At 63.4% G+C, this 24,947-nt stretch carries 24 protein-coding genes; 10 read left to right on the forward strand and 14 right to left on the reverse strand.

Annotation, left to right across the window (positions count from 1 at the left end; translation table 11 throughout):
- Positions 1-19 precede the first annotated feature (19 nt).
- From ACQR3T_RS13125 to ACQR3T_RS13140, 4 genes are all read left to right on the forward strand, one after another.
- Positions 20-1,327: an MFS transporter gene (locus ACQR3T_RS13125; protein WP_428693700.1), complete on the forward strand. Its 1,308-nt coding sequence runs from the start codon at positions 20-22 to the stop codon at positions 1,325-1,327.
- A gap of 74 nt (positions 1,328-1,401) precedes the next feature.
- Positions 1,402-2,256, forward strand: coding sequence for a tryptophan 2,3-dioxygenase (locus tag ACQR3T_RS13130; RefSeq protein WP_032379947.1), 855 nt, complete (start codon positions 1,402-1,404; stop codon positions 2,254-2,256).
- Positions 2,256-3,464: a kynureninase gene (gene kynU, locus ACQR3T_RS13135; protein WP_428693921.1), complete on the forward strand. Its 1,209-nt coding sequence runs from the start codon at positions 2,256-2,258 to the stop codon at positions 3,462-3,464. Before ACQR3T_RS13130 ends, kynU begins: the two co-directional genes overlap by 1 nt.
- Positions 3,445-4,281, forward strand: coding sequence for a PaaX family transcriptional regulator (locus ACQR3T_RS13140; protein WP_428693701.1), 837 nt, complete (start codon positions 3,445-3,447; stop codon positions 4,279-4,281). Before kynU ends, ACQR3T_RS13140 begins: the two co-directional genes overlap by 20 nt.
- Here the strand turns inward: ACQR3T_RS13140 and ACQR3T_RS13145 are convergent.
- The 5 genes from ACQR3T_RS13145 to ACQR3T_RS13165 form a co-directional block, all read right to left on the reverse strand.
- On the reverse strand, positions 4,278-5,021 hold the full coding sequence (locus ACQR3T_RS13145) for a queuosine precursor transporter (RefSeq protein ID WP_269605943.1): 744 nt from the start codon (positions 5,019-5,021) through the stop codon (positions 4,278-4,280). The genes ACQR3T_RS13140 and ACQR3T_RS13145 overlap by 4 nt on opposite strands.
- A gap of 78 nt (positions 5,022-5,099) precedes the next feature.
- The gene (locus ACQR3T_RS13150; RefSeq protein WP_428693702.1) at positions 5,100-5,957 is read right to left on the reverse strand and encodes a hypothetical protein; all 858 of its coding nucleotides are present in this window, start codon (positions 5,955-5,957) and stop codon (positions 5,100-5,102) included.
- Between the two features lie 103 nt (positions 5,958-6,060).
- A complete protein-coding gene (gene gluQRS / locus ACQR3T_RS13155) occupies positions 6,061-6,921 on the reverse strand; it encodes a tRNA glutamyl-Q(34) synthetase GluQRS (RefSeq protein ID WP_428693703.1) in 861 nt (286 codons plus the stop codon).
- A gap of 10 nt (positions 6,922-6,931) precedes the next feature.
- A complete protein-coding gene (locus tag ACQR3T_RS13160) occupies positions 6,932-7,645 on the reverse strand; it encodes a haloacid dehalogenase type II (protein ID WP_428693704.1) in 714 nt (237 codons plus the stop codon).
- A 184-nt stretch (positions 7,646-7,829) separates the two neighbouring features.
- Entirely contained in the window at positions 7,830-8,198 is a 369-nt protein-coding gene (locus ACQR3T_RS13165; protein ID WP_428693705.1) for a DUF4440 domain-containing protein, read from the reverse strand.
- 297 nt (positions 8,199-8,495) lie between these two features.
- On the opposite strand from ACQR3T_RS13165, the gene arr reads away from it, so the two are divergent.
- The 3 genes from arr to ACQR3T_RS13180 are packed head-to-tail and all read left to right on the forward strand — an operon-like array spanning position 8,496 to position 10,502.
- Positions 8,496-8,924 (forward strand): NAD(+)--rifampin ADP-ribosyltransferase, encoded by a 429-nt coding sequence (gene arr / locus ACQR3T_RS13170; protein ID WP_428693706.1) that lies wholly within the window; start codon positions 8,496-8,498, stop codon positions 8,922-8,924.
- Positions 8,925-8,971: 47 nt separating this feature from the next.
- Positions 8,972-9,838, forward strand: a complete 867-nt coding sequence (locus tag ACQR3T_RS13175; RefSeq protein WP_428693707.1) for an alpha/beta fold hydrolase — start codon at positions 8,972-8,974, stop codon at positions 9,836-9,838.
- Positions 9,839-9,884: 46 nt separating this feature from the next.
- Positions 9,885-10,502: a dihydrofolate reductase family protein gene (locus ACQR3T_RS13180; protein WP_428693708.1), complete on the forward strand. Its 618-nt coding sequence runs from the start codon at positions 9,885-9,887 to the stop codon at positions 10,500-10,502.
- A 13-nt stretch (positions 10,503-10,515) separates the two neighbouring features.
- Here the strand turns inward: ACQR3T_RS13180 and ACQR3T_RS13185 are convergent, their stop codons facing one another.
- Complete coding sequence (locus tag ACQR3T_RS13185) at positions 10,516-11,238, reverse strand: hypothetical protein (protein WP_428693709.1); 723 nt, start codon at positions 11,236-11,238, stop codon at positions 10,516-10,518.
- A 63-nt stretch (positions 11,239-11,301) separates the two neighbouring features.
- Positions 11,302-11,985 (reverse strand): hypothetical protein, encoded by a 684-nt coding sequence (locus ACQR3T_RS13190; protein ID WP_428693710.1) that lies wholly within the window; start codon positions 11,983-11,985, stop codon positions 11,302-11,304.
- Positions 11,986-12,220: 235 nt separating this feature from the next.
- Between ACQR3T_RS13190 and ACQR3T_RS13195 the strand changes: the two genes are divergently transcribed.
- Positions 12,221-13,438, forward strand: a complete 1,218-nt coding sequence (locus ACQR3T_RS13195; RefSeq protein ID WP_428693711.1) for a diaminopimelate decarboxylase — start codon at positions 12,221-12,223, stop codon at positions 13,436-13,438.
- Here ACQR3T_RS13195 and ACQR3T_RS13200 read toward each other — a convergent pair.
- From ACQR3T_RS13200 to ACQR3T_RS13230, 7 genes are all read right to left on the reverse strand, one after another.
- Positions 13,401-14,099, reverse strand: a complete 699-nt coding sequence (locus ACQR3T_RS13200) for a response regulator (RefSeq protein WP_428693712.1) — start codon at positions 14,097-14,099, stop codon at positions 13,401-13,403. The two genes, ACQR3T_RS13195 and ACQR3T_RS13200, sit on opposite strands and share 38 nt — an antisense overlap.
- Positions 14,092-16,638 (reverse strand): ATP-binding protein, encoded by a 2,547-nt coding sequence (locus tag ACQR3T_RS13205; RefSeq protein WP_428693713.1) that lies wholly within the window; start codon positions 16,636-16,638, stop codon positions 14,092-14,094. The genes ACQR3T_RS13200 and ACQR3T_RS13205 overlap by 8 nt, the downstream gene beginning before the upstream one ends.
- 32 nt (positions 16,639-16,670) lie before the next feature.
- Complete coding sequence (locus tag ACQR3T_RS13210; RefSeq protein WP_032379958.1) at positions 16,671-17,309, reverse strand: potassium-transporting ATPase subunit C; 639 nt, start codon at positions 17,307-17,309, stop codon at positions 16,671-16,673.
- 1 nt (position 17,310) lies between these two features.
- Positions 17,311-19,407 carry a potassium-transporting ATPase subunit KdpB gene (gene kdpB / locus ACQR3T_RS13215; RefSeq protein WP_032379959.1) on the reverse strand — a complete coding sequence of 699 codons (2,097 nt, stop codon included), beginning with the start codon at positions 19,405-19,407 and terminating at the stop codon, positions 17,311-17,313.
- A complete protein-coding gene (gene kdpA, locus ACQR3T_RS13220; protein ID WP_428693714.1) occupies positions 19,404-21,176 on the reverse strand; it encodes a potassium-transporting ATPase subunit KdpA in 1,773 nt (590 codons plus the stop codon). Before kdpA ends, kdpB begins: the two co-directional genes overlap by 4 nt.
- Positions 21,177-21,180: 4 nt before the next feature.
- The gene (kdpF, locus tag ACQR3T_RS13225) at positions 21,181-21,279 is read right to left on the reverse strand and encodes a K(+)-transporting ATPase subunit F (protein WP_080734555.1); all 99 of its coding nucleotides are present in this window, start codon (positions 21,277-21,279) and stop codon (positions 21,181-21,183) included.
- Positions 21,280-21,560: 281 nt separating this feature from the next.
- Positions 21,561-22,469, reverse strand: coding sequence for a LysR family transcriptional regulator (locus ACQR3T_RS13230; RefSeq protein ID WP_428693715.1), 909 nt, complete (start codon positions 22,467-22,469; stop codon positions 21,561-21,563).
- 138 nt (positions 22,470-22,607) lie between these two features.
- Here ACQR3T_RS13230 and ACQR3T_RS13235 point away from each other — a divergent pair, with 138 nt between their 5' ends.
- Both ACQR3T_RS13235 and ACQR3T_RS13240 read left to right on the forward strand, forming a co-directional pair.
- Positions 22,608-24,023, forward strand: a complete 1,416-nt coding sequence (locus ACQR3T_RS13235; protein WP_032379963.1) for an MFS transporter — start codon at positions 22,608-22,610, stop codon at positions 24,021-24,023.
- Positions 24,020-24,766 carry a 3-hydroxybutyrate dehydrogenase gene (locus ACQR3T_RS13240; RefSeq protein WP_428693716.1) on the forward strand — a complete coding sequence of 249 codons (747 nt, stop codon included), beginning with the start codon at positions 24,020-24,022 and terminating at the stop codon, positions 24,764-24,766. Before ACQR3T_RS13235 ends, ACQR3T_RS13240 begins: the two co-directional genes overlap by 4 nt.
- Positions 24,767-24,947: the final 181 nt, after the last annotated feature.

The raw sequence follows: 24,947 nt of genomic DNA on the forward strand, positions 1-24,947 counted from the left end.
CGCCACCGGAGAATCCGACATGTCCACTGCACACGTTCATCGAACTCCCGATCGTGACGACGCGGGTGAAGCCGTTGTGTCCGTCAAGAATCCGGTCCGCGCCATCGCTGCCGCGACCATCGGGAACGCTCTCGAATGGTTCGACATCGCCATCTACGCGTTGTTCGCCATCTACATCGGGCAGAACTTCTTTCCCTCGGCGGACCCCGGCGTGCAATTGGTGCAGACGTTCGCGGTCTTCGGAGTCTCGTATCTGATTCGCCCCCTCGGCGGACTGATCCTCGGCTCCTACGCAGACCGGAAAGGGCGAAAGAAGGCTCTGGTGATGAGCATTCGCCTGATGGTGCTCGGCACTGCGTTGATCGCCTTCATGCCCAATTACGACGACATCGGCATCCTCGCTCCGATCGGTATCATCGTCGCGCGCCTGATTCAGGGCTTCGCGGCCGGTGGCGAATTCGGCGCGGCCACATCCTTTCTCGTCGAACAGAACGGCAAGCGCCGCGGATTCTTCGGCAGCTTCCAGTTCGCCAGCCAGGGACTGGCCACACTGATGGCGGCCTCGTTCGCCGCCGGATTGACCGCGGTGTTGTCCGAGGCCAGCATGGTCGACTGGGGTTGGCGAGTGCCGTTCGTCTTCGGGCTCATGGTGGGTCCGGTGGGATGGTTCATCCGCCGTCACGTCGACGAATCACCGGCCGTCGTCGCCGCGTCGGACACCCCGAAATCGCCTGTGCGCGATCTGTTCAAGAACCAATGGGGAGGAATCCTCATTGCCGGCGGTGTGCTGGTGGTGTCTACCGCGCTCAACTTCATTCTGCAATACCTGCCGACCTTCGGCATCAAGCAACTGGGACTGAACAACTCGTTGTCGTTCGTCGCACTGATGATCACCGGCGTGATCCTGACGGTGGTGACGCCGTTCGTCGGTCAGCTGTCAGACAAGGTCGGCCGTATCAAGATCATGTTGCCGTCGGCAATTGCGATCGGCGTGAGCGTCGTTCCGCTGTTCATGTGGCTCATCGCGGTGCCGTCGTTCCTCACGCTCGCTCTCGTCATGACTATTCTGGGTTTGTTGAAAGCGCTCTACTTCGGCGCGCTGCCGTCGGTGATGTCCGACGCGTTCCCGGTCCATTCGCGGGCCACCGGACTGTCGTTCGGATACAACGTCACCACGGCGATCTTCGGTGGATTCACTCCGACGATCGCGGCCGCTCTGGTTGCCGCGACCGGACAAGCGGTGTCCCCGGGCTACTACATCCTCGCGGTGTCCCTGGTCAGCATCGCTGCGCTGATCGGAGCAGTGCGGATCCGCGGAATTCGATAGCTTACGGATATCTAGCGGTCGGCACAGATGTGTAATACGGTGGACTCGCCAGCCCACCACCTCGAGGACCAGCCATGAGCGTCGAAGCCAATACTCGCGCGATAGAGAAGACGGTGGTCACCGACTTCAGTGACCGCATGAGCTACGGCTCGTACCTGGACCTCGACACGTTGCTCAGCGCCCAGAAGCCGGTGAGCACCCCGGAGCATCACGACGAACTGCTGTTCATCATTCAGCACCAGACCACCGAGCTGTGGCTCAAGCTGGTGCTGCACGAGACGCTGGCCGCGCGTGCGGCTCTGGATGCCGACGACATCGGCACCGCGCTCAAGTGCGTGGCCCGGGTGAAGCACATTCAAAAGACGCTGACCGAGCAGTGGTCGGTGCTGGCCACTCTGACGCCGACGGAGTACTCGCAGTTCCGCGACTTCCTCGGCAACTCGTCGGGCTTCCAGTCCTATCAATACCGGGCCGTGGAGTTCGTGCTCGGCAACAAGAATGCGGGCATGCTCAAGGTCTTCGAGTCCGATCCTGCTGCTCACGAACAGCTTTCGACTCTGCTGCACGAGTCCAGCCTGTACGACGCCTTCTGGCAGTCGTTGGCGCGGCAGGGGTATGACGTACCGGCATCGGCCCTCGACCGTGACGTCACAACGGCATACACGTTCAACGAGGACCTGATGCCGCTGATCAAGTTCGTCTACGAGAACCACACCGAACATTGGGCGGTGTACGAGGCATTCGAGGAGCTCGTCGACTTGGAGGAGAATTTCCAGCTCTGGCGCTTCCGTCACATGCGCACGGTGCTGCGAACCATCGGAATGAAGAGCGGAACCGGAGGGTCGAGCGGCGTCGGATTTCTGCAGAAGGCACTCGAACTCACGTTCTTCCCCGAATTGCTCGCTGTCAGAACGGAAATCGGACGATGATGGAACGTGCACTCGAACTCGACGAGAAGGATCCGCTCCGGAGCTATCGCGACAAGTTCCTCGGTAGCGACGACCCGTCGATCACCGCATATCTCGACGGCAACTCGCTGGGCCGGCCCACCAAGGCAAGCGTCGAACGGATCAACACCTTCATGACCGACGCCTGGGGCGGACGCCTCATCCGCGGCTGGGACGAGCAGTGGTTCGATCTCCCCATCACCATCGGCGACGCATTGGCCGACGCCACCCTGGGTGCAGCGCCGGGGCAGACCACGATCGGCGATTCGACGACGGTGCTGCTGTACAAGCTGGCACGCGCGGCAATCGCCATGCGCCCGGGCCGTACCGAGATCGTCATCGACCGCGACAACTTTCCCACCGATCGCTATCTGCTCGAAGGTATTGCGGCAGAGTCGAACATGACGCTGCGGTGGATCGAGACGGACCGCCGTGGTGGTATCGAACCGGAACAACTCGCCGAGGTGGTGGGGGAGAACACCGCCTTGGTGGTGATCACTCACGTCGCCTACCGGTCGGGCTTCCTCGTCGACGTGGCCGAGGCGACGCGTATCGCACACGCCGCCGGTGCCTTGATGCTGCTGGACGTGTGTCATTCCGTCGGATCGGTGCCGATGGAATTCGATTCCTGGGAAGTGGATCTGGCCGTCGGGTGCACCTACAAGTACCTCAACGGAGGTCCGGGTTCACCGGCCTTCGCGTACGTGCGCAGAGATCTTCTCGAGAATTTCGTTCAGCCGATCTGGGGCTGGATGGGTCGGGCCGATCCGTTCGAGATGGCGCAGGGTTACGTTCCGGCACAGGGTATTCGGCGCGTCATCAGCGGTACACCGTCGGTGTTCGGGATGATCGCGATGCAGGACACCATCGAGATGATCGCCGAGGTGGGCATGGACGCGATACGCGCGAAGTCCGTTGCGTTGACCGAATATGCCCTCGAGCTCGTCCGCGAGATGCTGGTGCCCCTCGGGGTGGAGATCGCCTCACCCGAGGACTCGAAGCGACGCGGCGGCCACGTCACCATCGACCATCCCGACTTCAAGGCGATCACCGCTCGCCTGTGGGAGAAGGGCGTCATCCCGGATTACCGTGCGCCGCAGGGTATTCGACTGGGGTTGAGCCCACTGAGTACCTCGTACCGCGAGGTGTATCTGGGAATCGTGGCTATCCGTGACGAACTCCGCGCCTAGCACTGCCGGGGCCATCCTCGACGACTTCGACTCTCGTCCGGGCAGCGCTACCTCGTTGGTGCGCACGGTGCTCGGGGCCTACGTTCGGCCCCTCGGAGGGTGGTTCGCCATCGCCGATTTTGTCGTCTGGATGGACGTGCTCGGGGTGCCGCCGGAGAGCACGCGCATCGCGGTGGCCAGGTTGAAGAAGAAGGGCGTCGTCGAATCCGGTAATCGTGAGGGTCGCACCGGCTATCGCATCACCGAGCAGGCCGGCGCGATGTTCGCTCGGGGGGACGGTCGGATCTTCGGCTTCCGGCGGATGGCCGACGGCGATCCATTTCGGTTGATCTCGTTCACCATTCCCGAGACTCAACGCGCCGCGCGCCACCAGCTGAGGCGTCGACTCACCGGAATTGGCTGCGGCACAGTCTCACCCGGCCTGTGGATCGCCCCCGAATATCTTGCACCCGAGGCCGCTGCCATCGTCGACGCGTTGGAGTTGTCGCAGTACGTCACGACGTTCGTTGCGTCCGAGGTCGCGCCTCCCGGCACGCTGCGTGACAGTGCCGAGCAGTGGTGGGATCTGGCCGGCATCGCCGATCGGCATCGGGCATTTCTCGAGGCCTTCGCCGGCGGGCCGCCGGCTCGCAATTCCCGCGACGCGTTTGTCACATTCGTACCGCTGCTGGACGAATGGCGCGTCATTCCCTACGTCGACCCGGGTCTTCCGCCGTGCATGACGCCGGAGGACTGGCCGGGCACCCGGGCCGTCGCCACGTTCGAGACGGCCCGGGAGCGTTACTTCGACCTCAGTATGGAATGGGTCGCGTCCTAGCCATCCTGGTACGACGGCTCGCGCTTCTTGATGTACGAGATGACGCGGTACGTGATCGGCATGACGATGACCTCGGCCAGTGTCTTCCACAGGAATCCGACGATGACGTAGTTGATGAAGTCGGTCCAGGTGCTGATGCCGATGACTCCGGCGGCGATGGAGCAGAAGATCAGCGTGTCGAAGAATTCGCCGACGATGGTCGACCCGATCAGTCGCGCCCACAGGTGCTTTTCCTTGGTGCGTTCCTTGATCTTGACCAGCACGACGGAGTTGAGGAGCTGCCCGACGGTGTAGCCGGCGAGACCGGCGAGAACCAACCGGGGCACGACGCCGACAACGCTTTCGAGGGCGGCCTGGTTCTCGTAGAACGAGGCGGCGGGGAGTTCGATGGCGATCCAGAAGCACACGGAGGTGAGCAGCAGGGAGCCGAAACCGAGATAGATTGCGCGGCGCGTGGCTTTGAAGCCGTACACCTCGCTGAGCACGTCACCGAGGATGTAGGCGAGTGGGAAGAGAAAGAATGCGCCGTCGGTATTGATCGGCAGGATTTGGAACGGTCCGAGCATGACGTCGGACGAGGCGAAGAAGGCGACACCCTTGCTGGCGGCCACGTTCGAGATCAGCAGCGTCGCCACGAAGAGCGCGACGATGGGGGCGTAGTACCCCTTGCTGATGTGAGCGAACGTGGCCTGCCCAGACTCGGTGCCGCCGTTGGCGGCGGTGTGTTCGGTAGTAGTCACCTCTGGATCCAAGCACCGAGACGACGATGGGCGCGAATCCCCGGGTGAGGGATGCGCGCCCATCGAGGCGAATTACAGTCAGGCGACGCGTCCGCGCACCGTGACGCGGTAAGCGTAGGTACCGGCGATGATCGTGATCGGAATGGTCACCAGCAGACCGAGGCCGACGGGGATCGCACCGACGATGTTGAGGCCTACCAGGGCGAGGGCGAGCACGAAGAGGGTTCCGCCGTTCGATGCGATTGCCTGCGCGCTCGCCTTGATTGCAGGAATCGGCTCGTCACCGCGGTCGATGACGAACTGGAAGGTCCACCACGTGAAGAACGTGATGACGATGCCGGGGATGACCAGCAAGACAAAACCGATGCCAGTTGCGATGCCGACGAGGACGCCGGCAATGACGACGGAGACGACGTTGCCGAACTGGAAGAAGGACCCGAACGCGGGTTTGATCCCGTCGACCTCGTGTAGAGCGCCGCGGACGAGTGCTGCCTGGATAAGAAGTGAGACCACGCCGACGATTGCGCCGAAGATCAAACTGATGAAGAAGCTGTCGGATCGCAATACGACGTTCAGGACGCCCTGAATGATCGCGGCGACGAGGACGATGCCGATCCAGACGAGTGCGTTCTGCTTGAACTTCTCGAAGCCGTAGCCGATGGCCGTTCCTACGGACAGCTGCGTCGGCATCGGTGCCTCACCGAATGCCGGAGGCGGTGGGTAACTGCCCTGTGGGGGTGGCGGGTATCCACCGGGTGGTGGGTAGCCGCCTTGCTGGGGGTAGTCGCCGGGAGGAGGCGGGTAATTCCCGGGCGGCGGATAGTTGCCTTGCGCGGGTGGTGGGTAGTTGCCCGGTGGCGGATAGCCGCCCTGCGGCGGGGGAAAACCGCCGGGGTTCTGTGGATCCTTGTCGGGGTCGTAACCGCCTGAGGTCATGGTGTCCTTCTCCCTCGGGATGAGTTGTCGCGGTCACTGTACGTCCGATTGATCCCGAGTTGGGCCCTGTCGCGTTGCAACGTGATCTCGATCGATAGGACGGTCAGAGTTTCGAGGGGTCGAACACCCACGGTTCGCGTGGCACCTGCGTCGGCTTCCACCGCTCCAGCAGTTCGTCGGCGTTCTTCACATCGGGCACACCGAGGGAGGCGGTGATGAGTGCCCACGCGTCGGGTCGTTCGCGCAGCGTCACCGCGCCGTCTCGCTTGGCCAGACGCTTGCCTTCGACGTTGAGAGCGAGGGGCACGTGGACGTACGTCGCGGGGGTCAGGCCCAGGAGTTGAGCGAGGTAGCCCTGCCGTGGCGCAGAGGTGAGCAGGTCGTCGCCGCGCACGATCTGGTCGACGCCTTGTGCGCCATCGTCGACGACGACGGCGAGGTTGTAGGCGGGCACACCGTCGGATCGGCGAAGTACGAAGTCGTCGACCTGCCCTCGGAAGAGTCCGTGCAGCTGGTCGACGATGGTGAATTGTGTTACCTGCGAACGTAATCGAATGGCCGGTGGTCGGTCCTTCGCGGCTCTATCGTCAGCGGTCAGGTTTCTGCAGGTGCCGGGATAGGCGCCGTCGGGTGCGTGGGGTGCGGATGCGGCCTGCAGGATTTCCCGACGCGTGCAGAAACACTCGTACGTCAGCCCGGCAGCGGTGAGCGTGCGAATCGTGGCGTCGTAGATTTCCCGACGCTCGGATTGACGCATGATCGGCCCGTCCCAGTCGAGTCCGATGGCGGCGAGGTCGTCGAGTTGACGTTGCTCCGAGCCGGCTTTCACGCGGTCGAGGTCTTCCACGCGCATCACGAAACGTCTTTCAGTGGAGCGGGCGAAGAGCCAGGCCAGTAAGCCGGTGCGCAGATTCCCGAGATGAAGGTCGCCGGAGGGACTGGGAGCGAAACGTCCGGCGGGCATGGGGACAACTCTAGGTCGCGTGCTGCAGTAGTTGCTCGAGGTGGAGCAGTGAGGTCGCTTCGAGGTCCGGTGCGGTGAAGTGCTGTGGGTAGGCGGTGCCGGTTCGGTCGATCCAGGCCGTGGACAGTCCGGCACGGTGGGCACCGTCGATGTCCCAGGGGTGGACGGCGACGAGCATGGCCTCGTGGGGTTCGACCCCGCACCGATCGACCGCGTATCGGTACGACTGTGCGGCGGGCTTCCATGCCCCGGCTTGGTCGACGGACAGCAGCATCTCTGTGTGTTCCAGTACTCCGGCGCCTTCGAGCAGTTTTCGAGCGACGCCGACCGCGCCGTTGCTCAGGGTTATCAACCGGATGTCGAGCGCAGTCAGTGCTTTGATGCCGTCCGCTACGTCGGGATGTACGTCCAGGCCAATGAAGCCGCCCATGATGTGCTCGACGGCATCGTCGATCCCTCGATCCAGCGTCTTGGGCGGCAGCATCACTGCAAGCAGCCCGGAAGCGACGTCCGCGAAGGGCCGCGCCGCGCCGGCCGCGGTGAGTGCGAACCCGTCACGCAGGACACTCGCGAACCATAGCGGCACGAGTTCGGCGGGGGCTCCCACGTCGATGAAGCGATGCGACAACGGCGACATGTCGGACAGTGTTTCGTTGACGTCGAAGACGATCACGCGTGGTCGACGCAGCACAGGTGACTCGTTCGGGTTGTCGAGATCGTTCACGAACCGAGCTCCTTGTGGTGGTTCTCTTTTCCTCGGGCAACGACGAGGCTCACCCGACCGTATCGACATTCTTTTTATCGCGGGTGGACCAGCAATTGCGCAAGCCGCTGCCGTTGCTAGTGACGGGTTCGGAGACCGCCGGGTGCTGTAGCTGACGCCCGCTCCAGTTCGGTAGGCAGCGCAGTCAGGAGTTGGCAGGTGTGTCTTGACTGAACTTGTTCTGCCAACGGCCATCTCGTTGGAACCAGAGCGAGCTGACGAGCATCGCCTCGCCCGCGCTGCGATGAGGCCGGAGGTAGTCAGCGCGATAGCAGAGCATCGCCGCATCCCCAGAAACTTCGATCAGTTTCGCTTCCGAGATCGAGTAGGACGCGATGCTGGGCGCGTCAGCTAGTTGGTTTGCGTGGTCCGCCCTATTGGCGAAACCGGTGGGATACACGCCGACGAAGTCGGCAGACAGCAGTTCGAGATCGGCGTCTGCGTCGCCGTTGGCCAGCGCGTCCCAGACGCGAGACTCGAGATCGATGAAAAACTGGACTTCGAGATCGTGCATCGGGTCAGTATCGCAGCGTGCTCCGGCGGGTGTAGGCGGTCTTGACTTCCGAAGGATGTGGCTCATCCGTGGACGGCGATGACGCCACTGCTTCAGGATCTATCGACTCGAGCCGTTCGCGGCGGCCACATCCAGGTTCGAGTCGGGACTGTGAGCCCTCGCCTGGCAGAGCCGAATTCATAAACGAACTCGTCTGCGTTGCCTTCAGTGTATCGCCGGGGTGGGGGCTTGCGGCAAGACCCCGTCGAGCATGCACAATCTTCCGGCTACCGACACGGAGGAGTTTCTATGGCAGACATGGCTGATACACCTGAGCGTTTTCGAGTGCACGAATCCGGTGCTTACTTTCATGGCACCAAGGCTGATCTCGAGGCCGGTGATTTTCTGGTCCCGGGCTATCGCTCCAATTACCGTCCCGAGCACATCTCGAACTACATCTACATGACCAAGGTGCTGGACGGCGCCGTGCTCGCGGCGGAGATGGCCGTCGGCGAGGGGGATCCGCGGGTCTACATCGTCGAGCCGACCGGCAGTGTGGAAGACGACCCGAACGTGACGGACAAGAAGTTTCCGGGCAACCCGACGCACTCCTATCGCAGCGCAGAACCGGTGCGGATAGTGGAGGAGACGACCGACTGGGTCGGACATTCGCCCGAATACCTGCAGCGTTTCCGAGACGGTCTCGAGAAGTTGAGGCAGACGGGCACAGCGGTTCTCTACGACTAGGCGACACCGTCCGGTGAGTTTTCGCTCGGACCGAGGTCCACACGATCATGACGACACAGACAGTTTCCGTTCCGGGTGCAACCCTGACCTACGACGTGATCGGCGAGCTCGAGCCCGGGGTCACTCCCTTGCTGCTCATCGGCTCACCGATGGATGCGAGCGGGTTCGGTACGTTGGCATCGCACTTCCGCGACCGAGTGGTCGTCACGTACGACCCCCGAAATGTCGGACGTAGTCGACGAGACGACACGACCGCCGCGGTCGCCTTCGGCGAACATGCCGACGACCTGCATGCAGTGCTCACCGCCGTCGGCCATGGTCCTGTCGATGTGTTCGCTTCGAGCGGGGGTGCGGTCAATGCGCTGGTGCTCGTCAGCAAGTACCCATCCGATGTTCGGACGTTGGTGGCCCACGAACCACCCGCCGGAGGCACTTTGCCGGACCGCGAGAAGATCGCGACCGTGTGCGCGAACATGGTGGCCACCTACGACGCTCGCGGCCGCGGGCCGGCAATGGCCGAATTCATGTCGCTGCTCATGCACGCAGGACCCATCGACGACGCGTTCTTCGCACGCCCGGCACCGGACCCGGCGCAGTTCGGCCTCCCGACCGAGGACGACGGAACCCGAGACGACGCACTGATGTCCAACATGCGTGGGGGCGGAGTGGACTTTGCACCGGACGTCGATGCGATGCGTGCAGCACCCACGACGGTGGTGATCGGCGTAGGGGAAGAATCCGGCGGTTCCGAGGACGGTCACATCGCTGCTCGCGCAGCGTATTCGACTGCGGCGCTGCTCGGATCGGAGCCGACCATCTTTCCCGGCGGCCACTCGGGATTCCTCGGCGGCGAATTCGGTCAGACCGGAAAGCCGACAGAATTTGCTGAGACTTTGCGAAAGGCATTGGGCTGAATAAGGTTTCGTCACACCGAAAACTACTATCGAACCAGGAGTAATCATGGGCCTCATCACGTTGGAGCTTTTCGCCACCCTCGACCTCGTCGCACAATCACCGGGAAGCCCCGAAGAAGATCCCGAGAATTTCCCCTACGGTGGCTGGCAGGTTCCTCTGCTCGACCAGGTCTCCGGGGCGCAAGTTGTCGCCGCATACGAGGGCACGGATGCGCTCCTGCTCGGTCGGCGCACCTATGACATCTTCGCTGCGTACTGGCCGAACCAAAATGATTCGTTTGCAACGTTGTTCAACGCGATCCCGAAGTACGTGGCCTCGCGTGGCACACCCGATCTGCTGTGGGACGGTTCGACCCAACTCGGACCGAACCTCGTCGATGCCGTGCGTGAGATCCGAGAGAGACACGACCACATCAAGGTCGTCGGAAGTCTCGATCTGGTCCAGACTCTGTTGCGCGAGAAGCTCTTCGATCGACTCGACCTATGGGTGCATCCCATCGTTCTCGGGGCGGGAAAGAGAGTGTTTGCCGACGGCACCGTGCCCAGCAACCTGACGCTGCTCGAGCCACCGGCCGTCGGCGGCAAAGGCACCGTATACCTGCGTTACGGCCTCGACGCCGGAACCCCGGAAGTCGGCAACATGGACGACGTGCGAGGCGGCTGATCCGGCCGACACATCACTTCTTCTGTCGTCGACTTCCGGCGTGCCAGTCCTGTTGCACTCCTGCCTCGTCCTCCTGAACCCCCAGCGCCTTCAGCTGGGGGAGCTCACGCAGGCTGCGCTTCATCTCGGCGAAGCCGGGGAATCGAGCGAGGCCGATCACGTTGTCCCACAGCGCTACTGCCTCCTCGTCGCTGGGGAGTCGGCTGATCACCGGACCGAAGAACGCGACGCCGTCCGGCGGCTCGAACGCGATGATGGGGGTTCCGACGTCCTTGCCGGTGAGCGAGAGAGCATGATCGGTTTCGGCCCGGATCTCGTCGTCCAGAGACGAATCATCCAGTGCTGCAGTGTGATGGGTGGGCAGCCCGAGTTCTTCGAGGATCGGCCCGAGGAATGCTGCGGTGCCGCGATGTCCGTGGCTCGCTGCGTCGTCGGGCACCACCTCGGTGTCGAAGATGTGGGTTCCGAGGGCCTCGTACAGCGGCCCGACAGCGTCCGACCCATGCTCACGACGAACAGAGGCAGCGGCCCGCAACAGTCGTAGACCCGCGGTGTGGCCGGCCTCGTACTCGGGTGGAAAGTGCGCGTCGTAGTCGATGTGGGAATTGAGCAGGCGCAGCGAGATGAACCGCCAGTCGACGGTGTAGTCGCGCTGGGCTTGGACCTTGCGGACCCACTTGCTGGTCATCCAGGCGAACGGGCACACCGGATCGAAGTAGAAATCGATATCGGCCATCGAGTGGACGCTCCTTCTCGGGACGGAAGTTCTGTCCACTCGACGGTATACGCCTCCCGAAGCTCAGTGGGCCGCCGCCTGCGCCGGTATCACCGAGACGGCAGGACGTGGCAGGTTCCATCGGTTGCACCCGTCACGCAGGGCAGCGTCCACAGATCGCACAACGGACGTCAGGTACGGGACGGAATAGCTCATCCACTCCTCGGTCGATCCGCCGCTCAGAATGATGCGGTGCACCGATGACCCGCACGTCGTGGAACCAGATGCTCGGTGCAGCAGTCTTTCGGCCGCCGAGGCCCACTCGGCCGGGTCGCCGGAGTCGTCGACGTCGCTGTGGAGGCCGACCACCTGCACTCTGTGACCGCAGAGTTCTGCTGGCGTATCGCTGTCGAGGTAGACATATTTCGTTCGTTGCGCGCACTCTGTCAATCGAGCGATCTGAGGCGTCGTACCGGCGATGAAACGGAACACCCCGCGGTGCACGGCACTACGGATACCGTCGGTGCCGGCTCCGCATCGAAACACAACTTGGTTCGGCCGAATCCCGCTGAGCTGCACTCGATCGAGCTCGTCGTCATCGTGCGCGAGGACGGTGGCACCGGAGTTCCGTACCCAGGTGGCGAGAGCGCGGTCGCCGAGCTCGGCAGCGCGGATACCGAAACCGACCCCTGGAATGACCCGACGCATGAGGTGGATCGAATTGTGCAGTTGTGTCGAGTGATCGGGCGCTTGGAGCGAGAGTGTCATGCACTCAGATATACGCCCGCACGAACCGCTCGGGCAGTTCGTTGACGGAGTTTTGATGCGACGTACAGAGATTCTTACGGGGTGCAGATGGTCGAGGCGCATCTGTTGCCGCGGCGTCAAGGTCATCGTCCGCAGCGTCAATTTCCCGTCAAGGCAGGGATATTCGCCTCAAATCGGGACGATGATCGACTGGAGGGCCCGCACTCGGTCCAGGATCGACGAGGAGATGTGTTCGATGACTCTGTTGGATTATCTGCCGTCGCTCAAAGGTGCTCTGTCGCCGCGGTTGGACCATGCCGTGTGGCCGAGTACGACGCACTATCGACACGGTCGAGTGACGGTGGCAGGAATGTTCCTCGACGACATCGCCGATCGTTACTCGACGCCGGTGTGCGTGATCGACGAAACCAGCCTGCGCGGTAGGTGCAATCGCATCTCGCTCGGGTCGTTCACAGCCGAAATGCTCTACAAGCCAGGCAGTGTGCTGGCACCGGTGGTCGCGCGCTGGATAGGGGAGCAGCACTTGACGCTGGTCGTCGACTCGATGGCAGCGTTGTCGTCCGCTCGGCAACTCGGTGTCGATCCCTCGCACATCGTCGGCCGTGCGCAGAGCGCGCAGGCTGCAGGTCTCCTTCTGTCACTCCCGCCGGGTGAGCGAGTGGGCCGAATCGTCATCGCCGCAGGTCTTCACAGGGTTCCGGATGTGGACCATGCCGTGGCCCTCGCGCAGTCGACTCTGGTCAGCACCGACGGCAATCGTGAATACGCGGAAAACGTCATCGCTCAGGTTGTCGACTGCCCTGCAACGGCATTCGACGGTGTCGAATGCAGCGCGTCCACTCTCGACGGGGTGTTCGCACGGATCGTCGATTCTCTCGGGGTGATGGCTCAGGCCTACCGAGATCACGGTGTGCTCGGCAATCGGCTCCATCTACGGATCGATTCTCGGACGGGACTCGATACTGCGCTCCTGTCCGACGTCGTCGAAGACGCCATCGACGAAGGCTGCATTCGGCATCGCTTTCCGCGTCCGCAGCTTGCCGTCGAGACCGGGGAGTCGATCACCGACGCGTCCATGGTGACGGTGTGCCGCGTCCGGTCGATCGACCGGACGGATCGGCAACGAGCCGTCGTGGTGGTGGACGGTGGAACCGGGTGCGCCCCGACCGGTCCCGCAGGGGCGGTCATCGCCAACCGCCACAGCCTCGGCGAGGAATTGTTCGTACTCGCCGACGGCAGTGATCCTCTGCGCCGGTGCGTGATCCACTCGGCAGTGTCGCTCCCGGCGGATGTTCGGGTCGGGGACGTCCTTGCGATCGCCGACGGTCCCGGAGACTGCCCGAGCGTCCTGACACTGTCAGACGGTCAAGCTCAGCATCTGGATCTGCTCCCCCAGATGCTTGCTCCTGTCCGCTTCACTCCACGAGTCGGTACCCCATACCCGTCTCGGTGATGAGATGCCGAGGCTTGCCCGGGTCGACTTCGAGCTTGCGTCGAAGCTGGGACATGTAGATCCTCAGATAGTTGGAACCGTGATCGTGCCCGGGACCCCACACCGTTCTGAGTAATTCCCTCTGCCCCACCAGTTTGCCTGCATTGCGGGCCAGCATCTCGAGGACTCCCCATTCGGTGCGCGTGAGATGCACGATCTCGCCATCCCTGGTCACCGTCTTCGAGGCCAGATCGACCGTGAAGGACGAGGTGGTCACGAGCGGTTCCGCAGAGGACGTCCTGCTGGCTCGTCTGCGGACGGCGACCCGTAGCCGGGCCAGAAATTCGTCCATCCCGAACGGTTTGGTGATGTAGTCGTCGGCACCGGCGTCGAGGGCTTCGATCTTGTCGCCGCTGTCGGTGCGGGCGGACAGTACGATGACCGGTATCTCGCTCCATCCTCGCAACCCGGCGAGCACGTCCAGGCCGCCGATATCGGGCAGTCCGAGGTCGAGAATCACGACATCGGGGTGCTCGGACGCAATGGCGCGTAGCGCGCCCGTACCCGTGGACGCGGTGACGACGTTGTACCCGCGGGCGGCGAGGTTGATACGCAGTGCGCGCACGATCTGCGGCTCGTCGTCGACAACCAGAACCTTGATCGCGGAACGGGATTCACCCATGGGTCTGCTCGGAGAAGTCGACTCCGGCGGTCGATTCCGCTCGGGCCAATTCGACGGTCATGGTCACCCCGCCACCTGCAGTGTCGGACACCGTCACCGAGCCTCCCATGGCTTCGACGAACCCACGCACAACGGAAAGTCCGAGCCCTACGCCCATGGTGTTGTCGCGGTCGCCCGATCGTTGGAAGGACTCGAACACAGCCTCTTCGCTTCCGGGAGCGATCCCCGGGCCGCTGTCGGCGACGGTGATCACCGCTCGGTCGCCGATGTAGGCGGCCCCGACCCGCACCGGCGATCCGGGTGCGTGTCGCAGCGCGTTGTCGATCAGATTCGCCAGCACGCGCTCGAGCAGACCTGCGTCGGCGGAGACAGCGACGTCGTCGACATCGACGACGACGAGTTCGCGGCCTGTGTGCGTTCCGACGAGCGCGGCGTCCACGGTGTCCTCGACGTACACGATGGACCGGCTCGGCTGAATGACCCCCGCAGCCAACCGCGAGGAATCGAGTAGGTTCCCAACCAGACCCGTCAGCTGGTCGGTCGATTCCTCGATGGTCGCCAACAGCTCTGCGGTGTCCTCGGCAGAGAATTCGACATCGGTCGCGCGCAGACTCGACACCGCAGCCTTGACCGCGGCGAGCGGCGTTCGTAAGTCGTGGCTGACCGCCGACAGCAGCGCGCGCCGAAGACGGTCGACTTCCTTCAGTCCTGCTGCGGCGCTGGCCTCCTGGGCGAGTTCGGTCTGCCTGATCAGACCCATTGCCTGGTTGGCTACGGCGCTGAGCACACGTCGATCGTGCGCACCGGTCTTGGTACCGGACAGGAGCAACGTGAAGGAACCGTCGGGGGTGTCGATTGCGGTGTCGGCGTCATCGGGCACAGCGGGTGGAGAATCACCGACCGATTCGACGATCACACCGGCACCTCTGATGATCGAGACCGCGCGCTGGGAGTACGTCTCGCGGACTCGCTCCAACAGCGTTCGAATGTCGCCGCCGCGCAGCACCGTTCCGGCGAACAGGGTCAGGAGCTCGGCTTCCTGAGACGCTCGCCGAGCTTCGCGGGTGCGTCGGGCGGCCGCGTCGACGAGAAATGCCACTGCCACTGCCATGATGAGCAGCACCACAGTGGTGACGAAGTTGTCGGGTTCGGCGATGGTGAAGCTGTACCGCGGGTCGGCGAAGAAATAATTGAGCAGCAATCCTGCGATCAACGCCGACAGTGCCGCGGGCGCAACGCCGCCCAGGAGCGCAACGGCGAGTACGACCATGAAGAACAGGGCGCTCTCGCCGCCGAGATCGAGATACGGATCCACCAGCAGCATCGCCAGGGCCGAGACGACGGGTACGACCACGGCGGCAACCCAGGACAGAATCCGTCGGTGCTTCGGGTTGGGCGGAATCAGCTGGCCGAGCCGAAAACCTCGACTGATCTGGTTGTGGGTGACCATGTGCACGTCGATCTTGCCCGAGTTCTGAATGACTGCAGCGCCGATGCCTTCGTCCAGTATTCGCGCCCAACGAGACCGCCGCGAGGTTCCGATGACGAGCTGGGTTGCGTTGGCCCCTCGCGCGAAGTCGAGCAGCGTGGTCGGCACGTCGTCACCGACGACACTGTGCATACTTGCGCCGAGACTCGCTGCGAGTACGCGGACTTTCCCCATCTGCGGTGCCGAGACACCGGTGAGGCCGTCGCCGCGGATCACGTGCAGCACCATCAGTTCCGCGCTGGACCGCGAGGCGATCCGGCTTGCGCGACGCAACAGGGTCTCGGACTCCGGTCCACCGGTCACCGAGACGACAACACGCTCACGGGCCTCCCACGTGTCGGTGATGTCATGTGTACTGCGGTATTTCGCCAACGCAGCATCGACCTGATCGGCGATCCACAACAACGACAGTTCGCGCAGGGCAGTCAGGTTGCCTTGACGGAAATAATTGCTCAGCGCTGCGTCGACCTTCTCGGCTGCGTAGATGTTCCCGTGGGAGAGTCTGCGACGCAGCGCCTCTGGAGCCACGTCGACCAATTCGATCTGTTCCGCTGCCCGAACCACCGAATCCGGGACTGTTTCTCGTTGCGGCACACCGGTGATCTGCTCGACAACATCGTTGAGACTCTCCAGATGCTGCACATTCAGGGTCGAGACCACATCGATTCCCGCTGCCAGCAATTCCTCGACGTCCTGCCAGCGCTTCTCATGGGCGCTACCCGGGGTGTTGGTGTGGGCGAGTTCGTCGACGAGCACCAGGGAAGGCTCGCGCTCGATGATCGCCGAGACATCGAGTTCCTGCGCGATCGATCCGCGGTAGTGAACTATCCGCGGAGGAACCAGTTCGATGCCGTCCAGTAAGGCGGCGGTGCGGGCGCGGCCGTGGGTTTCCACCACGCCCGCGACCACATCGCATCCACGTTCTTGTCGACGGTGCGCTTCACCGAGCATCGCGAACGTCTTACCGACCCCCGGCGCGGCCCCGAGATAGATGCGCAATTCACCGCGATCGAGTCCGCCGGACCCCCGCTTGCCGGTCTTTTTTCCCATGTCGTCTACCTGCTGCCCTGGACCCTCGAGGTTCAGCTCGTTCCGCACCCCGGTGCCGTCAGTCCCAGAGCGACATTGAGTTCCGGCACGTTCACGGTCTCGTTGCCGAGGAACCCGAGCTGCCTGCCGTCGGTGTGTTCGGCGACCAGAGCCGTCACCGCGTCGACGCTCATGTTGTTGACCTGCGCGACGCGTTGGATCTGAATCGCCGCGTAGGCGGGGCTGATATCGGGATCGATACCCGAGCCGGATCCGGTGACCGCGTCGACCGGCACAGCGGCCGGGTCGACGCCTTCACGCTCGGCGATGACGGCACGACGTTCCTCGATGAATGCCGCCAATGCTTCGCTACTGGGGCCCTGGTTGGTCGGCAGCGAAGCGGCCGGGTCGCTCACGGCAAAAGCATCCTCGTCGGAGATGGACCCGGTAACTCGGTTGTGGAAGAACGGATCCGGCGCTCCCGCTTCGACCTGCGGGTCGACGCCGATCAGACTGCTACCGACGACGCAGCCGTTCGCGTCACGCAGCGGCGACCCCTCGGCTGAGCTGGATCCGATGCGGCTCACCGCCCATACCGCCGCGGGATACCCGATGCCGACGATGACCGTCAGCGCCAGCAGCACCGATAGTCCTGCCACGATCTGACCGAGAAATCTCTGTACGAAACGCATGTCAGCCTATCCCTGGGATGAAACGAACGACGAGGTCGATGAGCCAGATTCCGATGAACGGGGTGATGACGCCGCCCACTCCGTAGAGCAGCAGATTGCGGCGCAGCAGTGTCGAAGCGCTCGACGGGACGTAGCGAACACCTTTGAGCGCCAGCGGAATCAGACCGATGATCACCAGAGCGTTGAAGATGACCGCAGACAGGATCGCCGATTCGGGAGTGGCGAGCCGCATGATGTTGAGGCCGTCGAGTTGTGGGTAGACGACGCTGAACATCGCCGGCAGAATCGCGAAGTACTTCGCGAGGTCGTTGGCGAGAGAGAACGTCGTCAACGCGCCGCGGGTGATCAACAGCTGCTTGCCGATTTCGACGACCTCGATCAACTTGGTCGGATCGGAATCGAGATCGACCATGTTGCCGGCCTCTTTTGCTGCTGACGTGCCGGTGTTCATCGCGACACCGACATCGGCCTGCGCCAGAGCGGGGGCGTCGTTGGTGCCGTCGCCCGTCATCGCGACCAGTCGGCCGCCTTCCTGCTCCTTGCGGATCAACGCAAGCTTGTCCTCGGGTGTGGCCTCGGCGAGGAAGTCGTCCACACCTGCTTCGGCTGCAATGGCTTTCGCGGTCCGCGGATTGTCACCGGTGACCATGACGGTCCTGATGCCCATGGCCCGCAATTGAGCGAAGCGCTCCGCGATGTGGGGCTTGACGACATCGGAGAGTTCGATGACACCCAGGGCGCGGGCAGGACCGCCCTGGGGCGCAGTAGCGACCACCAAGGGTGTCCCGCCCATCTCGGCGATGCTGTTCGAGATGTCGTCGATCTCCAGAGCAATCGAGGGACCGCCGTTGCTGCGGACCCATGCCAGCACCGAATCGGAGGCACCCTTACGAACCTGGGTGCCGTCGAGATCGATTCCGCTCATGCGGGTTTGGGCGGTGAAGGCGACGAACTCGCCGGTCTTCTCGGTGTCCGTGGCGTGCAGGGGCAACGAGTATTCGACTCCGCACAGATCGACGATGCTGCGGCCTTCGGGTGTGCCGTCGGCGAGGGAGGACAACCGTGCTGCTGCGGCGAGTTCGCCTGCCGTCGTGCCGGGTGCGGGATGAAGCCCGGTCGCACGACGGTTGCCGAACGTGATCGTGCCGGTCTTGTCCATCAGGAGCGTGTCGATGTCGCCCGCTGCCTCGACGGCGCGGCCGGACATCGCCAGGACGTTGCGCTGAACCAGTCGGTCCATACCGGCAATTCCGATGGCGGACAACAACGCTCCGATGGTCGTCGGAATCAGGCACACAAGTAGCGCGATGAGCTTGATCGGGTCCTGCTCCTCGCCGCCGTACGCGCCCATCGGTCCGATCGCGACGACGGCCAGCATGAAGATGATCGTCAGCGAAGCCAGCAGGATGTTCAGCGCGATCTCGTTCGGGGTCTTCTGGCGCGATGCACCCTCGACGAGGGCAATCATTCGGTCCACGAAAGTCTCGCCCTGAGCGGCGGTGATCCGTACGACGATCTCGTCGGAGAGCACTCCGGTGCCGCCGGTCACCGCGGAACGGTCACCGCCGGATTCGCGGACGACCGGCGCAGACTCGCCGGTGATCGCCGACTCGTCGACGCTCGCAATGCCTTCGATGACATCGCCGTCTCCCGGAATGATCTCGCCGGCGGAGACGACGACCTCGTCACCGACCTTCAAGTCGGTGCCGGGAACCTCTTCGATGGTCCCGTTCGATGTCCGACGGCGCGCGACCGTATCTCGCTTGACCGCACGCAGGCTCGCGGCCTGGGCCTTGCCTCGGCCCTCGGCCACGGACTCGGCAAGGTTGGCGAACAACAACGTGAACCACAGCCAGGCCGCTACGAGCCACGAGAACACAGACGGGTCGAGGATTGCGAGGACGGTGGTGACGACGGAGCCGATGAGTACGACGAACATGACCGGGTTGCGGGCAAGATGCCGTGGGTCGAGTTTGGCGAACGCGGACGGCAGTGACGTCCACATCTGCCGGGGGCTGAAGTATCCGGATCGGACCGGGGTGGGGGAGTCGGCGACGTCGGATTCGTCGTCGACGAGCCTGGACGAGGTAACGGTCATTGCAGTGCCTCTGCGATCGGGCCCAAAGCCAGGGCCGGGAAGAATGTCAGTGCCGCAACGAGAACGGCGGTTCCGAGTACCAGTCCGGTGAACAGCGGTCCGGTCGTGGGGAGAGTGCCGGGATTCGGAGCGGTGCGTTTGGACGTGGCGAGCGAACCGGCCAGTGCCAGTACGAAGATGATCGGCAGGAAGCGTCCGAGCAGCATCGCGATGCCCAGTGAGGTCTGGAACCAGTCGCTGGTGACGGTCAACCCGCCGAACGCGCTGCCGTTGTTGTTCGAGGCGGAGGCGTAGGCGTAGAGGACCTCGGTGAATCCGTGTATCGATCCTGGCGTACCCGGGTCACCCGAATTGCCCTGGAAGCCGTTGGTGGAGGACAGAATCACGGTGATGGAGGTGCCGATCAGAACCAATGCTGGCATCACCAGTACCGACAGTGCGGCGAGGGTGATCTGGCGCTGCCCGATCTTCTTGCCGAGGTACTCGGGCGTGCGGCCGACGAGGAGTCCACCCACGAACACCGCGATGATCGCGAGTACGAGCAGTCCGTACAGACCGGTTCCGACACCGCCAGGAGCGATTTCGCCGAAGAGCATGTTGAGCAGGACGGCTCCGCCGCCGAGTGGGGACATGCTGTCGTGCGCGGAATTGACTGCGCCGGTGGAAGTTCCCGTTGTCGCGACGGCGAAGAGGGTTGATCCGGGAATGCCGAATCGAACTTCCTTGCCCTCCATCATCGAACCTGCTGCCTGCGCGGCGACGCCGCGCGCACCGGATTCTGCAACGGCGGTGACCGTGAGGAGCGCTGCGAACAGGGCCGTCATGACTGCGAGCAGGGTCAGGCCCTGGCGACGGTCGCCGACCATGGTGCCGAACGTGCGGGTCAGTGCCACCGGGATGAGCAGGATCGAGATGATCTGCACGACGTTGGTCAAGGGGGTCGGGTTCTCGAACGGGTGCGCGGAGTTCGCGCCGAGAATCCCGCCGCCGTTGGTGCCCAGTTCCTTGATCGCTTCTTGTGACGCGACGGGAGCCAATGCATTCGAGACGGACGACCCGTCGAGCCCGGTGGAGGAGAAACCTGTGTTGAAAGACTGAATGACGCCCTGCGTCAGCAGAATCAGCGCGATCACGAACGACAGGGGTAGGAGGATGCGGAGGATGCCGCGGACCAGGTCGACCCAGAAGTTTCCGATCTCGCCGCCGGTTCGCACCCGCACGAATCCGCGGATGACGGCGATGGCGACGGCGAGTCCGACTGCGGCAGAGACGAAGTTCTGCACCGCCAAGCCCAGCGGCTGCGTCAGGTTCGACATCGTCGTCTCGGGTGTGTACGACTGCCAGTTGGTGTTCGACACGAACGAGATCGCGGTGTTGAACGCGACCGACGGGCTCACGCCCGACAGTCCTCCGTTCAGCGGCAGAATCCCCTGAACTCGTTGCAGCACATAGATAAAGAGGACGCTCGCAGCGGAGAAGCCGAGCAGCGAGAGCGCGTATCCGACCCAGGTCTGCTGGGATCGCGGGTCGATTCGGCAGAGGCGGTAGATCAGTTTTTCGATACGAAGATCTGCCCACACGGTCGTTCCGCCGCGGGTGCGCTGCAGGGTGGCTGTACTCCCTGCGGCACCGAGGCTCTCTGCTGTTGTATCGACATCATGTTCGGTGGCAAAGACTTTCGCCATGTAGTCACCGAGAGGTACGTACGCGATCGCCAGAACGACGACGACCACGAGGATCTGGAGCGATGCTGCCAGAGCTGCAGTCATGTTCTCAGAACCTCTCCGGGTCGAGCAGTGCCACGAACAGATAGATGACCACCGCGGCGGCGATCACCACGAGTACGACGTTGATGGTTCCGTCGAGCGTCATTTCGCCTTCGCCTTCGTAGTGGCAGTGGTCGCCAACGCCCGCAGGATCAGTGCACACACACCGAATCCCGCGGCCGTGACGAGGAGATAACCCAAATCAGCCATGAACGTTCGAGCCTCTTCGACATAGTGCGGTCCAACGCATCTTCAGCGCTGGTCGGAGGCTTGATAGGCCTCCGGTCACCGATATGTTTACGCCGTCGAAATTGGCCCGAAGACGATCCTTACGGATCCTTTACGCCTGGGAATTCAGTCATGACACAAATATGACGCGGCCTTCTGTCAGCTCTCTCCCAACAGAGCCGAGCGCTGCTCGGTGACGACCGTGCGGATCGCGTCGACCACTGCCGATACCTCCGGCCGTCGCAGTGTTTCGGTGCGGGTGACGAGCCAGTAGGTCAGTTTCACGGCGATCGCGTCGGGCAGGATTCTTTGTAGGTCGGGGTGTCGGTCTGCCATGAAGCACGGCAGCAGTCCGATTCCCGCTGATGCTCGGGTGGCTTCGACGTGAACGAACACGTTGGTGGAGGTGACCGATTCGCGCATCGTCGGGGTGAAGTTGGGGGCCAGATCGAGATCGTCGACGTGCAGCATCGAGTCGATGAAGTAGATGAACGGGTGTGCAGAAAGGTCGGCCGGCACCCGTGGTGTTCCGTGTTCGTTCAGATACGTGTCGGAGGCGTACAGACCGAGTAGATAGTCCCCGAGCCGGATGGCCTCCGCGCGATGCACCTGCGGTTGTCCGACGACGATTTCGATGTCCAAGCCCGATCGTTGCTGCGACGCGCGTCTGGTGACCGCGACGATCTCCACGGACACTCGCGGATGAGCGCGCTGCACCCGCGCCGCGGCCGGGGCTGCGATGTAGGCGCTGAATCCGTCGGTCGCTGAAATACGCACGACGCCTTCCAGCGCGCCTGCGTCGGTGGAGACGAGGGTGCGCAGCGCGTCCTCGACGGCCTCGGCTGCGGCCAGCGCCCCGTGGCCCAGTTGCGTCAGCTCCCAGCCGCCGGCACCACGGGTGAGGACCCGGCCGCCGAGCGTGTCCTCGAGTGCGGCGATGCGTCGGGAAATGGTCGTGTGGTTGATACCCAGGTCGTCGGCTGCGGAGCTGTAACGACCGGTTCGACTGACGGCGAGCAGCACCAGCAGGTCGTCTGCACTGGGGATCTTCGCGCCGCCGCGTGTCATGTGTGCAGTTTTGCAGATCCCACCTGCGTTCATGGCTCTTGCGCCCAGAAACATCTGCACCAATACTCAGGGCAACCCGCGACATGTGTGGTCTGTCACAAATATGAGCATGCAGTGCCGAGCAACACAGGAGAAGACATGAGCGTCGATCAGCCGCTGACCGAACGACCCGAACCGGATCCCGATGCCACTCCCGCAGGCCTGAAGAAGGTCGTCGGAGCGTCGATGGCAGGCACCATCGTCGAGTGGTACGAGTTCTTCCTCTACGGCACCGCCGCAACGCTGGTGTTCAGCAAGATCTTCTTCGCTGCCGGAACAAGCGAGCTCGACGCGATCCTCGCGGCTTTCGTCACCTACGCCGTCGGCTTCGTCGCCCGGCCGTTGGGCGGCATCGTCTTCGGCCACTACGGAGACAAGTACGGCCGAAAGAAGTTGCTGCAGTTCAGCCTCGTCCTCGTCGGCGGAGCCACGTTCCTCATGGGCTGCCTTCCGACATTCGAGGCGATAGGCTACTGGGCACCGGCATTGCTGGTGACGCTGCGCTTCATTCAGGGCTTCGCCGTCGGCGGCGAATGGGGAGGCGCGGTTCTCCTTGTGGCAGAACACAGCCCGAACAAGTCTCGCGGATTCTGGGCCAGCTGGCCCCAGGCCGGTGTGCCCGCAGGTAACCTGCTCGCCACCGTCGCGCTGCTGGTCCTGACGACCACACTGTCCGATGAAGCCTTCCTCAGCTGGGGCTGGCGCGTTGCGTTCTGGCTCTCCGCCGTCATCGTTTTCGTCGGCTACTACATCCGCACCAAGGTCTCCGACGCCCCGATCTTCCTCGAGGCGCACAAGCAGGCAGAGGTCATCAAAGCTGCGTCGTACGGCGTCTTCGAGGTCGTGAAGCGTTACCCGCGTGGCGTATTCACCGCGATGGGCCTGCGCTTCGGTGAGAACGTCATGTACTACCTCGTCGTCACCTTCTCCATCACGTACCTCAAGGTCGAGGTGGGCACCGACACCAGCACGATCCTGTGGTGGATGCTGATCGCCCACGCTATCCACTTCTGCACGATTCCGTTGGTGGGCAGGCTCGCCGACCGCATCGGTCGTCGTCCGGTGTACTTCGCCGGTGCGCTCACCGCGGCCACGTGGGGCTTCTTCGCGTTTCCCATGATGAACAGTGGACACAACGTCGTCATCCTGCTGGCCATCATCATCGGCCTGATGTTCCACGCCTTCATGTACGCCACGCAGCCCGCCATCATGGCCGAGATGTTCCCGACGCGGATGCGGTATTCCGGTGTGTCCCTGGGCTATCAGGTCACCTCGATCGTCGCCGGTTCGCTGGCCCCGATCATCGCCGTCAAGCTGCTCGACATCTACGGCTCGTCCGTACCGATCGCGGTGTACCTGGCCGTTGCCTGCGCCATCACCGTGGTTGCCGTCGTCGTCGCACGTGAGACCAAGGGACTCGCGCTCGAAAGCATCGACATCGCCGACGCCAAGAACCTGGCCACCGAGGCCGAGTTGGCGAAGGCCGGTCTGCTCGATCAGAATGCACAGCGGTGACCGACCTGACCGGACGCTCCGCCCTCGTCACCGGGGGAGCGTCCGGCATCGGGGCTGCGTGTGCGCGAGAGCTCGCCGGCCGCGGTGCACGCGTCACCGTCGCCGATGTGAACGACGTTGCCGCAAAGGAATTGGCGTCGGAGATCGGCGGTGAGGTGTGGTCGGTGGATCTGCTCGACACCACCGCGCTGGACGATCTCCGGTTGGACTTCGACATCCTCGTCAATAATGCGGGTATCCAAACCGTCGCACCGATCGTCGACTTCGACCCCGGTGCGTTCCGCAGAATCCAGACGCTGATGGTCGAGGCTCCGTTCCTGCTCATCCGAGCTGCGTTGCCGCACATGTACTCTCGCGGTTTCGGTCGCGTGATCAACCTGTCGTCGGTGCACGGACTGCGGGCCTCGGAATTCAAGGTCGCCTACGTCACCGCCAAACACGCACTCGAAGGACTGTCGAAAGTGACGGCCCTGGAAGGCGCAGCCCACGGAGTGACGAGCAACTGCGTCAACCCGGGATACGTACGAACGCCGTTGGTGGAAAAACAGATCGCGGAGCAAGCCATCGCACACGGCATCCCCGAAGACGAAGTACTCGAGAAAGTCCTGCTGACCGAGGCCGCCATCAAGAGACTCGTCGAACCCGCCGAAGTCGCCTCACTGGTGGGTTGGTTGACCTCGGAGAACGCGGGCATGGTGACCGGAGCGTCGTACACCATGGACGGTGGTTGGTCGGCTCGTTAGGTTCGGTGCCGCCCGCTCCGCGTCAATGGACCACTGTGGGATCAATGTGGGTTTCAGTCGCTCAGATTGCAACAAAGTCGCATTCATTCGGATCGGGTCGCCGCACCCCACCGGATGAATGCGGCTTTGTTGCACTTAGACGGACTCGAACGCCCATTGATCCGGAGACGGATGGGCACGA

Origin of the sequence: Rhodococcus sp. IEGM1428 (genome assembly GCF_050321865.1) — a bacterium.
Lineage (GTDB): Bacteria > Actinomycetota > Actinomycetes > Mycobacteriales > Mycobacteriaceae > Rhodococcoides.